11 protein-coding genes are annotated in these 13378 nt (G+C 61.2%); 3 read left to right on the top strand and 8 right to left on the bottom strand.

Features of this window, described 5'->3' with window-relative positions; genetic code table 11:
- Nucleotides 1-4: 4 nt before the first annotated feature.
- The 6 genes from P0Y59_04650 to P0Y59_04625 form a co-directional block, all read right to left on the bottom strand.
- Nucleotides 5-349 (bottom strand): hypothetical protein, encoded by a 345-nt coding sequence (locus P0Y59_04650; protein WEK00991.1) that lies wholly within the window; start codon nt 347-349, stop codon nt 5-7.
- Nucleotides 350-360: 11 nt separating this feature from the next.
- A complete protein-coding gene (locus P0Y59_04645; GenBank protein ID WEK00990.1) occupies nt 361-1137 on the bottom strand; it encodes a hypothetical protein in 777 nt (258 codons plus the stop codon).
- A 152-nt stretch (nt 1138-1289) separates the two neighbouring features.
- Nucleotides 1290-1571, bottom strand: a complete 282-nt coding sequence (locus tag P0Y59_04640) for an SEL1-like repeat protein (protein WEK00989.1) — start codon at nt 1569-1571, stop codon at nt 1290-1292.
- A 110-nt stretch (nt 1572-1681) separates the two neighbouring features.
- A complete protein-coding gene (locus tag P0Y59_04635) occupies nt 1682-2209 on the bottom strand; it encodes a toxin-activating lysine-acyltransferase (protein WEK00988.1) in 528 nt (175 codons plus the stop codon).
- A 74-nt stretch (nt 2210-2283) separates the two neighbouring features.
- The gene (locus tag P0Y59_04630) at nt 2284-3675 is read right to left on the bottom strand and encodes an HlyD family type I secretion periplasmic adaptor subunit (protein ID WEK00987.1); all 1392 of its coding nucleotides are present in this window, start codon (nt 3673-3675) and stop codon (nt 2284-2286) included.
- Complete coding sequence (locus P0Y59_04625) at nt 3672-5822, bottom strand: type I secretion system permease/ATPase (GenBank protein ID WEK00986.1); 2151 nt, start codon at nt 5820-5822, stop codon at nt 3672-3674. Before P0Y59_04625 ends, P0Y59_04630 begins: the two co-directional genes overlap by 4 nt.
- 757 nt (nt 5823-6579) lie before the next feature.
- On the opposite strand from P0Y59_04625, the gene P0Y59_04620 reads away from it, so the two are divergent.
- From P0Y59_04620 to P0Y59_04610, 3 genes are all read left to right on the top strand, one after another.
- On the top strand, nt 6580-8946 hold the full coding sequence (locus P0Y59_04620) for a TonB-dependent receptor (protein WEK00985.1): 2367 nt from the start codon (nt 6580-6582) through the stop codon (nt 8944-8946).
- A 27-nt stretch (nt 8947-8973) separates the two neighbouring features.
- Entirely contained in the window at nt 8974-10257 is a 1284-nt protein-coding gene (locus P0Y59_04615) for a serine/threonine protein phosphatase (protein WEK00984.1), read from the top strand.
- 62 nt (nt 10258-10319) lie between these two features.
- Entirely contained in the window at nt 10320-10997 is a 678-nt protein-coding gene (locus P0Y59_04610; protein ID WEK00983.1) for a helix-turn-helix domain containing protein, read from the top strand.
- A gap of 26 nt (nt 10998-11023) precedes the next feature.
- On the opposite strand, the gene P0Y59_04605 is transcribed toward P0Y59_04610, so the two are convergent.
- Together P0Y59_04605 and P0Y59_04600 are read right to left on the bottom strand one after the other, a co-directional pair.
- Nucleotides 11024-12253 carry an MFS transporter gene (locus tag P0Y59_04605; GenBank protein ID WEK00982.1) on the bottom strand — a complete coding sequence of 410 codons (1230 nt, stop codon included), beginning with the start codon at nt 12251-12253 and terminating at the stop codon, nt 11024-11026.
- Nucleotides 12254-12319: 66 nt separating this feature from the next.
- Entirely contained in the window at nt 12320-13348 is a 1029-nt protein-coding gene (locus P0Y59_04600; GenBank protein ID WEK00981.1) for a dipeptide epimerase, read from the bottom strand.
- Nucleotides 13349-13378 lie beyond the last annotated feature (30 nt).

The raw sequence follows: 13378 nt of genomic DNA, 5'->3' as shown, positions 1-13378 counted from the left end.
TATTTTACTGAAATACTACTTCTACCAATTGACGAGCCGGGATACCATGAGATCCCTTATAGGCCTTCATAGCCTCTCTTATTATCGCATCCGTTTCAGTTACGCCGCTTTCTAGAATTCCTCGATTTTTATGCACTACCCAAACAATAATATTTGGGATTTCCTCTTTATCGTGTACAAATGCGCCGTTCGCTTGCGCCTCCATGTGCGCAGAAAACTGAATCTCGACGTTGTGTTGGATCAATTTGAAATACGAGATTCCACTTGAACCACCTCCGATAAGATGCAGTTCAATACCACGATCTGGATCATACGTTCTGAGGGCTGCGTTGTCGGCTATGAATGTCATTCAATTCGTCCCTACACTATTGTAAGTGTGACCTGATATTCTGCGGTGCGCAGCTTGAGCGCATCCATCATGGCACCCTCTTTTGCTGCCCACACGGCAGCTACGTTGGCGTTGGCGAGATTATCGGCCAGATCGGAACTTGAGGTTCCGGTATTGAGCGCGGCGCGCGCCGATGCCACGGCGGCGGCGAGCCGCTGGCCGAAACTCGCCAGGTCAGTGCTATCCGCTCTCGATACAATAGCGATTGGTTTAACAAGACGTTTGCACAACTGAATTATATTCTTCCACTTCGGAAGAAGCGCCACGTCGAAGCGAGCATCGATCGTTAAATTCGGCCCAACCTTATGAAGCATTCGACAATGAGGTGCGGGGAGACCAACGACCTTCTGGCACTCGATTATAGTTTCTGACTGGTCGTTGATCAGAAGACGCGATTCTTCGGATGGCATATCGGACCGGATTCGCACTCGCATACCGTGGGCATCGCCTGCTGGGTGATCGTAAATGAGATAATGGTTAGGCCACGTACCATCTATCCGTCGGCGAACACTGCCAACACGCTCCCACGCGATGGTTTCCACTATGACATCGTGGCGGTCCAACGCATTCTTAGATATCGGCGCAAGATCAGGATATCGGAAGGCGAAGGTAGATTGATTCACTAGCAATATACCGGCTGGCGCCTTATCCATCTCAATATATTCTTCCTTCACCGCGACCTTGAAGCGTTGATCAACTCCATTTGTGAGTGATCGGTCCGGCCCAACCAGGAAGGTATAGAACCCCATCTTCCGCGGCCTTTCATTTTTTACACTGCTACATCCCGCGGTAAGGAGGCCGACGGCCAGAATTCCGAAGTCGAACATACTACGAACCCCGCGCGAGCTACGGCGGGTTGGCGGACGATGCTCTGTCCGCAGATGTACTGGAGGCAAATAAGTCACTTTCCGCCGAGCCGCTTGCGAAGGGCTGTCAGACGCGCGTCGGCCTCGGGCAGGCCGGGTGCGATCGTGGGCTGGGCCACCTGAACCACTCGTCCATAGCGTTCGGCTCCAACGGCCGGAGAGTAAACACTGGTCTGACGCACATCGGTTCGCGCTGCACGTCGGTACAACGAGATCGCCTTTTGCTCATTTCGCGGCACTCCAGAGCCCTCCTCATAGCGTTTGCCGAGTTCGAGTTGCGCCACCTTGTCGCCGTGCCTTGCCGCTTTTTCGAGCACTGCGACTGCGGGCTCATTCCTCTGCTTTTGGTTGTCGGGTACATGACGTGCGCTGGATGGCGAGGCGATGCAGATGGCGCAACCAGCTATTCCCAGAACGACCCGCGACATCACTTTGCCGACCCACCTGCCAGATTCTGCCGCAGTTCTTGCGTCAAGCGCTCGCCTGCGTCGGCAGGAACGGTGACAACATCCTTCGAGCCGCTACCCAAATCCACGCGAACCATCTTGAAGGACTGCCCGCTAAACCGTCCCGAGATCAGATCGCCAAACATTACCTCGCGGTGTCTATTCTCTACTGTGGAGAAGGGTGCGATTAGATCTACGAGCCAGAGCTGATCTCCAGAGATCCAGTCGGCATCGGACATTCGACTACCTGACATGTCAAAGCCATCGATGATTTTCTGCTCGACAGCGTCATTGACCATCGCCCAGAGTGCAACCCCAACCGGCCTTTCGCCATCGCGAAAGAGATGGAATTGTCTATGAAGAATGGGAGGCATGACAAACCAGCCCAAATCCGCCACTCGTAAATCATGGTGAAGCTTCGATTGGCTGATCAGCCACGCAATTTCACCGAATGCCTGACTGACCTTGACGGGAGAAGCCGACTGCGTGGATTTGAGAGCATCATCCATTCTGCGTTCCTTTCAATATCGTCGAGATTGCGTTTGCCGCTGCCTTCGCATCGCAGTCGAGGGATGGAGCGAACTCAACGTTCTCTTCCCGCTTCTTGAGCCGCTTCGTCGATGGGGCTGATCAAATAGGACATGATGCTGCGACGACCCGTACGGATATCCGCCGTCACCTGCATACCGACCGACGCCTTGATCAAAGCGCTGCGGGAAGATCCGGCCCCACCGTCAAGCACAACTCGCGCCGGATACACTAGCCCGAGCTTTTCATCCTCGACCGCGTCCGAACCTATGCTCTGGATCCGCCCGGTTAGCGCGCCGTAGCGTGTGAACGGGAACGCCTCGAGCTTCACCGCGACGAACTGACCTGGCTTGATGAACCCGACATCGCGGTTGAGGATCTTCACATCGGCGATCAGCGCTCCGCCATCGGGGACGATCACCATGATTGGCTTGGTCGCCTCCACCACACCGCCGAGCGTGTGGATCGCCAATTGCGTAACCGTGCCGTCGACCGGGCTTTCGAGCGTCTGCAGGCTGGATTTCTGCGTCGCCTTGGCAAGCTCCTCCCGACGCAGCTTCGCGTCCGATTCAGCCTTGGCAAGCTCGGTCAGGACACGGGCGCGGGCTTCGGCGTTCGACTGGGTAATGTTACTGCCGGCGCCCGCCATTTGCGCCGTCGCCCTGTTTGCCGTCTGGATCGCCGCATCGCGGTCGCGCGCCGCCGCGAGCCGCTGGCGCCGCATCTCGATCACCTTGAGTTTCGAGACATAACCCTTGGCCAGCAACTGCTCGTTCGCCGCGATCTGCTCGTCGAGCAGCGGCAGCGTCTCCGTGAGCTTCGCCGCCTGGACCCGCGCTTCACCCCGTGCCGAGATCGACGCGTCGCGCTCGGCCCGGTGCGTCTCCGCCGTCGCCTGGATATCAGCCAGTTGCGCCCGCGCCAGGGCAAGCTGGGTCGCGGCGACCGAGGCGGGCGTGCCGGGCGGCGCGACAAAGGTGAGACCATGTCCGTCGAGCGCCGAGAGGATCGCTCGCCCCCGTGCCGCATCGAGCAAGGCGGTCTCCAGCGCCTTACCGGCCTGTACGGCTTCGGCATCCGACACGGTTGGATCGAGCTCGACCAGCAACTGGCCCGCCCGAACACGCTGCCCCTCATGCACCAGAATGGCATGCACCACACCAGGCGCCGCGGGCTGGATCAGCTTGACGCTATCGGCCGGGATCAGCTTGCCCGGCGCCGAGGCGACGACATCGACCTTGCCGAAGGTCAGCCATCCGATCGTGAACACCAGCGCAACCAGCAGCACCCAAGTCGTCGTCCGGGCAGTAGGCGAGACCGGGGTTTCGATGATCTCCAGCGCGGCCGGCAGGAACGACACTTCGTCCGACTTGAACAGAGACTGGCGCGCCTTCTCGTCCGCGAGGGATGCGCGGACAATGTCCCAATGGCGGGTGATCGCGTTCATGCCGCGTCGCCGCCCTGGCCCATCTGCCGCCGGTGCAGGCTGGCATAGCGCCCGCCTTGCCGAAGCAGTTCGTCGTGACTCCCGACCTCGACGATGCACCCGCGTTCCAGCGTCATGATCCGGTCGCATTGCCGGATCGCCGACAGACGGTGCGCGATGATCAGCACGGTGCGCCCGCGTGCCATCGCCTTGAGGTTCTTCTGGATGATCTCCTCGCTCTCCGCATCAAGCGCGGAGGTCGCTTCGTCGAGGATCAGGATACGCGGCTGCGTCACCAGCGCCCGCGCGATCGCGATGCGCTGGCGCTGGCCGCCCGAAAGGTTGACCCCGCGCTCCTCGATCAGCGTGTCATAGCCTTGCGGCAAGGTTAGGATGAAGTCGTGCGCGCCCGACAGCTGCGCGGCCGCCATCACATTTTCCAGCGGCATCGCCGGGTTGGCGAGCGCAATATTCTCGCGGATCGATCGGTTGAACAGCAGGTTCTCCTGCAGCACCACCCCGATCTGGCGGCGTAACCAAGCCGGATCGATCTGGGCGATATCCACCCCGTCGATCATGATCCGCCCGGCGGCCGGCGTGTAGAGCCGCTGCAGCAGCTTGGTGAGTGTCGACTTGCCCGAGCCGGAGGAGCCGGCGATGCCGAGCGTTGCGCCGGCCGCCAGGTCGAAATCGATGTCCTCGAGCGTCCAGGGACCGTCCAGGCCATAGCGGAACTTGACCCCCTCGAACCTGATCTCGCCCTTGAGCTTGGGCAGCGCGACTTTCGATCCAGCACCCGCCTCGGCCGGCGCATTCAGCACATCACCCAGCCGATCGATCGACAGCCGCACCTGCTGGAAATCCTGCCACAGCTGGGCCATGCGGATCACCGGGCCGGACACACGTTGGGCGAACATGTTGAACGCGACCAGCCCGCCGACCGTCATCGCGCCCGCGATCACCTCGCGCGCGCCGAAGAACAGGATCGCGGCGAGACTAAGCTTGGAGATCAGCTGGACCGCCTGGCTGCCGGTGTTGCCGAGGTTGATCACGCGCTGGTTGGCGGCGCTGTACCCGGCCAGCTGGCGCTCCCACCGCTCCTGCCATTGCGGCTCGACCGCAGCCGCCTTCACTGTCTGCATACCAGAGACACTCTCGACCAGCAGCGCGTTGTTGGCCGAGCCGCGCTCGAACTTCTCGTCGAGCCGCCGCCTGAGCGGCCCGGTGACCAGCAGCGACACCACCACATAGGCCGGGATGGTCAGCAGGACGATCCAGAAGAGCGTGGTCGAATAGATCCACATCGCCACCAGGAACACGATCGTGAAGGCCGGATCGACCAGCACCGAGAGCGACGCGTTGGTCAGGAACTCACGGATCGATTCGAGCTGGCGGACGCGCGTGACGGTGTCACCGACCCGCCGACCCTCGAAATAGGACAAGGGCAGGCTGAGCATATGCCGAAACAGCTTGCTGCCAAGCTCGACATCGAGTTTCTGGCTCGTCTCCGAATAGAGCCGCGTTCTGAGCCAGCCGAACACCACCTCCCAGACCGACACCGCGACAAACCCGATCACCAGCACCTGCAGGGTCGCGAGCGTATTATGGACCAGCACCTTGTCGATCACATTCTGGAAGAACAACGGCGCAGCGAGGCCCAGCAGGTTCAGCGCGAGCGTGATCAGCAACACTTCGCCAATCAGTCGCCTATAGCGCACGATCTGCGGGATGAACCAGCTGACATCGAACCGGCCCGCCGCGCCGGCGACACCTTCCCGTGTCGTCACAAGCACCAAAACACCCGACCAGATTTGTTCTAGTTGCTCGCGATCGACCCGTTCGGGTGACCCGCCCGGACGCTGGATCAGTACCGCGTCGGCAGTGGCACGGCCGATGATGAACCAGCCTTCGGGACCATGGGCGATCGCCGGCAGGGGCAGACGCTGAAGCTTGTCGAACCGGGACTGGATCGCTCGGGCGCGCACGCCCTGCTGCCGTTTGGCCAGCCGAAGTAACTCTTCCGACGACACCGAATCATAATGGCCAAGCGCGTGCCGCAACTGATCTGGATCGACCGCGATCCGGTGCATCGCCAGGACCGTGGCAAATGCCACAAGCCCGCCATCAGTCGGTCCCGGTGTCGTATATGGCGCCGCCCCGCTACTCATCCACATGCCCACTCCCGATAGGCATGCCCCCCCTACGCCAGCCGGTAGTTTGCGCAACGTCATTCTCATGTCATTTTCGCGAAAACTTCAACCAATATGGTTATTTCGGCGCAAGAGAGTAAAGTGCGGTCCAAAACGCGAATTCCCTTCGGACCTGACCGGAAGCGCCGTTCAACATCACCTTCCGGAGTGGTTTCCAAAAATTATGCCGCAGCGCAACAATCGACCGATGAATAGCCCTGGCAAGAAGCTCGATACGCTCTTCACAAAGCTCGCGGATAACTGCCTGCGTCGTATCGACTTTGCCATGGACCAACTGATCCGGCGGCACTTCATATCGCTACCTTTGAATGGTCCGCGGGTAACAGGAAACGCGATTGAGATTGTGCCTAGTTCGCTCCGCTATTCGAGTGGTATTTTTGAGTGCTGGCGTCGGCTTTGATGACGATGGTGCATCGTACTGCCTTCGCTGCTTTCGCCGCCATCTGACGACATCGAACGATATCCTCCCGGTTGTCCTGCAAGCGGTCACACCAGCGAACATCGATCCGCACGGGTGAAGCAGCCTGGCTGATCCGCAAAACCCGTCGGGGAGCATATCGGGAAGGCGCCTTATCGCCGCATTCCGGATGCCCGATCAGCACCGGTCCAACCCGGCACTTTTTTCCGCAAATCCGCCAGGACTGACGTCCAAGAGTCACAAATCGAATTTATGAGACGCACCTGTCTCGATAATACCCCACAAGGAGATTTGCTCTTGCTCCGTCATCCTACACGCCCGCCGTCGCAGACGGCGCGGCGCGCCGCCTGCTGCCTTGCGTTCCTGATCACCGGAACCGCCAGCGTAGCACATGCCGAGGATCCCCTGCCCTCCGGCAACGCCTCTGTGGACATGCCCGGCCAGGGCGATATCGTGGTTACTGCCCGCAAGGTCCGCGAGAAGATGCAGGACGTGCCGGTCGCGATCACCGCGATCGGCGGCGAGCAGCTCCGCGAGAATGATCATATCCGGCTCGAGGATCTGAACCAGCTCGTGCCGAGTACCAACGCCGTCATTACCAACGGCCACCAGACCAGCATTTCCATCCGCGGCCTCGGCAACAACCCGGGCAGCGACGGCCTTGAGAACAGCGCCGGCGTGTTCGTCGACGGCGTCTATCTCGGCCGGCCCGGCATGGCGGCCACCGACCTCATCGACATCAAGCAGATCGAGGTGCTGCGCGGGCCGCAGGGCACGCTGTTCGGCAAGAACACCACTGCCGGCGCGGTCAATATCACCACAGAGTTGCCCGGCTTCGATTTCGGGGTGCGTGCTCAGGCGACCTATGGCAATTATAATTACCAGCAATATCAGGCATCGGTCACCGGGCCGATCTCGAACGACCTCGCCTTTCGCCTCACCGGCTATCGGACGACGCGCGGCGGCATCATCGACAATATCACCACCAACGACAAGGTCGGGACGATCGGCCGCGCCGGAGGACGCCTGCAGTTCCTCTACAAGCCGAACGACGATTTCAGCATCCGGCTGATCGGCGAATATGCCAGCGAGCAGCAAAGCTCCGGCGCCGTAACCACCATCCCTTCATGGGGGCTAACGCCGGATAAGATCAAGGCCAAGCTTGCCGCCACCGGCGCGACGATCGCCATCGATCCGGACGGGCTGACGACCGCCGCCGGCGGCCCGTACAGCACCGGCACGCGCCAGGGTGCCGGCTCGGCGGAGATCAACTGGAAGCTCGGCGATTTCACGCTCACCTCCCTCACTGCCTTCCGCTACTGGCAATATCGTTCGCGCTCGGACACCGAGGGCAGCAGCGCCGACGTGATGTATGGCGGCTATTACATTCAGGACCGGCAGTGGAGCCAGGAGCTTCGCCTCGCGTTTCCGCGGATGGGCAATGTCGACGCGGTGATCGGCCTCTATTATTTCAGCCAGGCGGTCGATACCGACCAGCACACCGACTATGGTCCCGAGGCCGCAGCCTGGCTCACCGGCATCCCGAACGCACTGCTGCCGGCCTATGCCAAGGTATCGCCGGCGATTGCCGGGCTGCTCGCCTATAACAACACGCGCTGGGACACGATCGCCAATCCGCTGACCCACAGCTACGCGGCCTTCGGCCAGGTGAACTGGCATGTAACCCCGCGCTGGAACATCACCGCCGGCTTCCGCGAGACACATGAGACGAAGAGCGAGGATGTCTACCGTCCCATCCCCGTCAGCCAGTCGACCGGTCTCCCGGTCGCTGCGCTCGCCGGTCAGGCGGCCGGACCGATCCACGCGGCGATCTCCAACACCGCGCCGTCCTTCCTGCTCAGCACCGACTATCATGTGACGCCCGGAATCATGCTCTACGGCTTGGTCTCCCGCGGCCAGAAGGCCGGTGGCCTCAACACCGCCCTGCCGCCGACCGGACTCGGGGCTGATGCGCTGAAGGTGAAACCGGAGGTCGCGACCAATTTCGAGATCGGCCTGAAGAGCGATCTGCTCGATCACCGGCTAACCCTGAACGTCGATATCTACCGGACGGATCTGCGCAATTATCAGGCGAATGTGCTGCAGGAGGTCGGCGGCCAGGTCGTCCAGCTTCTCACCAATGCGGGCCGCGCGCGCAGCCAGGGCGTCGAGGCCGAGGCAACCGTTCGACCGTTCAAGGGCCTCTCGGTGCGGGGCTTCGTCGCTTATAACGACGCCAAATATCTTTCCTATGCCAACGGCCCCTGCCCGCTGGAGGTGACTGGCAAGCCCACCTGCGATCTTTCCGGCAAGCCGATCGCCGGGGCGCCCAAATGGACGACCGGGCTCAACGGCACCTATGAGCATGGCCTTGGCGCTGGTCTCGCCGGCTATGTCAGCGGCGAATATTCCTGGCGCTCGCGCTTCTTCGGATCGCTCGATGATTCCGAACTCACCAAAACCGGCCATTACGGCCTGCTGAACCTGCGGCTCGGCGTCCGCGGCAAGGACCAGCGCTGGGATCTCTCGGTCTGGGGCCGGAACGTCACCAACGTCCATTATGCCGCCAACTACTTCAACTACGGCTCCCTTCTGCCCGGCACCTATGTCGCCTTTTTCGGCGATCCGGCGACCTATGGCGCCACGCTCAAGATCAACATGTAATCCCTTTCGCCCCAGGAGTTTCTTCCCATGAAATACCTTCACGCCCTCCTCACCGCGTCGACGTTTGCTCTGATGGCCGCGGGCCCACTGGACGCCGCCCCGCCCAAGGCAGCCGACACCGGCTTCACCATCGCCGTGATCCCCGACACCCAGAACTATATCGACTACAGCCATCAGACCGCCGCCAACTTCGCCTTCGACGCGCGCGAGATGTTCCTGGAGCAGATGCGCTATATTGCCAGCCGCCTCCGCAGCCAGGGCGGCGACATCGCGTTCGTCGATTCGCTGGGGGATGTCTGGCAGCATCAGTCGCTGCCAATCGATCCAGCGCATGCCGCCCGCGGTTTCAAGCGGGTGGCCAACCCCATCATGGACACCATGTTCGCGCCCACGCCCAAGGTCCAGCTGATCGAGATGCCAACGGCGAAGCAGGGCTTCGAGCTGATCGCTGGCAAGACGCCCTTCTCGGTCGTGCCCGGCAACCATGACTATGACGCGATGTGGACCGACTCGAACCATCTTCCGGCCGCGAAGTTCGTCGACATGTCGAGCATCGGCATGCTCCACGCCGGCGGCCTCGACAATTTCCGCTCGGTGTTCGGCGCCGAGACGTCCTTCTTCAAGGACCAGCGCTGGTATGTCGCCTCACATGACGGCGGCGCGGACAGCGCCCAGGTCTTCACCGCGGGCGGCTATCGCTTCCTGCATATCGGCCTGCAGTTCGACGCGCCCAATGCATCGCTCACATGGGCGGCCGAGGTGATCAAGGCGCATCCGGGCCTGCCCACGATCATCTCCACCCATGACTATATGACCAACGACGGCGCGCGCGTGCCGAACCCGATCATCGACAACCATGCCGTCGATCCCGACGACAACAGCCCGCAGATGGTGTGGGACAAGCTCATCAGCCAGCACGATCAGATCTTCATGGTGCTGTGCGGCCATGAGCATGGCCAGGCCTTTCGCGTCGACGCCAACCGGTTCGGCCATCCCGTCTACCAGATTCTGGCCGACTATCAGGATCGCCATCAAAGCGCGGTCGATGCCGGCGCCAAGCTGCAGCCGGGCGAAGGGATCGGCGACGGCTGGATGCGTTTCCTCGCCTTCGACATGGCGGGCAAGACGCCGAAAGTGCATGTCCAGACCTATTCGACGCACTACAAAAAGCAGAGCATCGACACGACCGACTATGCGAACTGGTATAAGGCCAAGGAGAAACCCCGGATGAGCGATGCGGATTTCCACGGCCAGGACGATTTCAGCTTCGACCTTACCGATTTTCGCGCGCGCTTCGGCCGGGGAGGCTGAGTGCAGGATGGTGAAGGGGCGGACCGCTCAAGGCCCGCCCCTTGGAAAGGATGATTGAAACGGTGACGAACGAGACCGCCGGCACCAATGGCGGCATTGTGGAGCGAGGGCGCGGACGGCCCCGGGATGCGGAAAAGGACCAGGCGATCCGCGATGCGGCCTGGGACGTGTTGGCGCGCAAGGGCTATGACGGCCTCACCTTCGAGGCGGTCGCGGAGGCGGCGGGGTGCGGCCGTGCGACGCTCTATCGCCGCTTCTCGTCCAAGCTGGAACTGATCGCGGCGATCATGCACGAGACGTCGCGCCAGGTGGAGCCGGAGATTCCGCCCGGCATGGATGCCAGGGAGGGCCTGCTGGCCCATGCCGGCGCTTTTGCCCGCTACATGGAAGGGTCGCGCGGAAAAGCGATACTGAGCCTCAGCGAAGCCGAGTCCCGCCTTCCCGACCTTGCGCTGGTGACGGCTCGCCAGAAGGAGAATGAGCGCGAATATTATTATATGTTCTTCCGCCGGCTGGCGCCGAACGCCAGCCCTGAGCACCTGTCGTTCACCTTCGATACGCTGGCGGGCGCCATGCTGCACCACACGATCGTCTGCCGCCGCACCATGACGCCCCGCGATATCGAGATGATCGTCGATACGACGCTGTTCCTTCTCTGCCGCGAGCCGGAAGATACCAGCCCTGAAAACGCTCGCGACCGGTCTCCTCGACGTTCAGGACAAAGTCCTCAGCGCCTTTGAAACATCCTTCCAACGGCAAATTTGCTCTATGTCGCGCCTACTCGTGAGGCAGTACGCCTTCCGGCATTCTTCCAGGCGCACAAGATCCAGATTGCTCCCAAAAGCAGGCAGAAGCTGCCGCTGACCACCGCATCGACGACATAACTGGCGTTGACACCACTCCACAGATGATAGGCCGCGCCGTCGGCCATCTGCATATAGGTTAACGGCAGGAAGGTCGCGGCGGTCAGAAGGCCGAACTGCGTCGCGGCCAGCGGATTGTCACGACCGATGGTGCGCAAGATGATCAGATTTTGCAGCGAAAGCGCCGCCCCCTGAAACAGGTTCTCACCCAAGGTAGCGGTCCCGAATGTGATCATGTTGTGCGGGAGGGTCACGAGCGACAAAGTGAACATGGCCCCCGACGCGCCGACCAGCAGATAGAGCGACCGAGGGGAGGCCAGGCGTTCAAACCGTGGGATCAGCAAACTACCCGCCACGCCCATGATCGACGCCCCGGCCCCACCAAGAAGGCCGACCATATGTTCGGACGTACCGAAATCGCGTCCGAAAGCGCCCAGCGTATTCGTCAGTGCGAATGAGGATACCGGCAGCAGGAAAAGCACAAGGCTCCATTGCACGGAGGGATTTTTGAGTACCGCCAGCACGTCGCCCATGAACCGGCGGAACCCTTCGCGCGCCAGCCCCCTGTCCGCCGGGGAGCAATATACGGCCCAGAAGAGCGGTACCGCCAATAGAATGAAACCACTCAGGATTCCTGCCCCAAGGACATAGGGCAGGCCCCGGAGAAGGTGCATCGCCGCCGCCGCCGTCAGGCCGAAGGTTCCCGCATTGGCGGCCGTCAACCACGCGCTCAACCGTCCCTGTTGTTCAGGCTCTACGACGTTGCCGAACCATCCCCCCACAGATGCAATGGTCATCGAAATCGCCAGATTCGCCACGAAGAGCAGCAGGGTGAGCAGCGGCAGATCATCGATCTTCAGGAGCGCTCCGAACGTGCAGAGTGCGCCCACCACCGTCAGGACGATCGCATAAGCACGTCGCGTAAAGCGCCAGTCCAGGAGCGGCCCCAGAATAAAACTGCCGACATTGGGCAGCAGCCCCGTCGCCGTGATGGCGGCGATGTGAATTTCCGGCACGTGGTTTGCCGCCAGCAACTGCGGCACCGTCACGAGAAGGATTGCGCCGTTCACCCCCTGCGGCAGAAAACCGAGACCCATCAACCATGTGGGAGGCAGCGGCCGAAACGCAGTCATTCGCAACCTTTCGCGCCCCCTTGAATGGGGGCAATCGCTTTAAAAATTCTTTGGAGAATCAGCTTTTTACGTGGCCAGATTCGACCAGCCCCAGACGCCCGCGGGCGCGCTGACCATGCCATGATCATAAACGATCGGTGGATTGCGATCGGATTCGAGAAACAACGGACCGTCGAGGTCGACCACGTCGCAATATTGGCCGATCAACAGGGCCGGAGCCATGGCCAGCGAGGTCCCGGTCATATTGCCGATCATCACCTTCAGCCCGACACGCCGGGCTTCTTCAGCCATCAACAGACCTTCGGTCAGGCCGCCGCACTTATCGAGTTTGATGTTCATCACCTGGAAACGCCCCACGAGCGCCGCCACATCCTCTAGCGACTGGACGCTTTCATCGGCTGCCAGCGGAATCGGCGAAACCAGTCCATCCAGCAGAGCATCGTCGCCAACCTTGAAGGGTTGTTCGATCAATGCCACGCGAGCCTCACGAAAGACCGGCATCAGTTCAGCCAAGCTATCCGGATCGAACCCTTGATTGGCGTCGACACCGACCCACACATCGTCGCGTGCGGCACGAACGGCGCGAACACGATCCCCGTCCAGCCCGTCACCGAGCAGCTTCAGCTTGATCGCCCTGGCATCGGCATATTTACCGCGCGCGCCTTCCGCCATGGCTTCGGGCGTGTCAGCACTCAAGGTATAGGTTGTCAGAAGCGGCTTTGGCGGCCGAAGGCCTGCCAGCGCCCAGACCGGCTTGCCCGCCTGCCTGGATTCGAGCTCCCACAAAGCGCAATCCACCGCGTTGCGCGCGCCGCCCGGCGGCAGCAACTGCCGCAACTCGTCCCGAGTCAACCCGGCTTCGATCTTGTCGCGCACCTCCTCCAGCTGCTGGATGCACCGATCGGGGAAATCATCAAGATAATATACGCCGGCTGCTTCGCCCCGACCCACATGAATTCCATCCGAGATCGTTACAACCAGGGCATCATGATCATTGAAAGTATAGCCGGTGATACGAACCGGGGATGACAACTCCCAATTCTCGATGTCCGCACGAAATGACAATCGGTTTCTTATATTAACGACCACAGTCATTTCCCCCCACCCTCACGAGAATGGATTTTT

The organism is Candidatus Sphingomonas phytovorans, from assembly GCA_029202385.1.
Taxonomy (GTDB): Bacteria; Pseudomonadota; Alphaproteobacteria; order Sphingomonadales; family Sphingomonadaceae; genus Sphingomonas; species Sphingomonas phytovorans.
The sequence above is the reverse complement of the archived record's forward strand: the minus strand, read 5'-3'. Positions and strand labels throughout refer to the sequence as shown.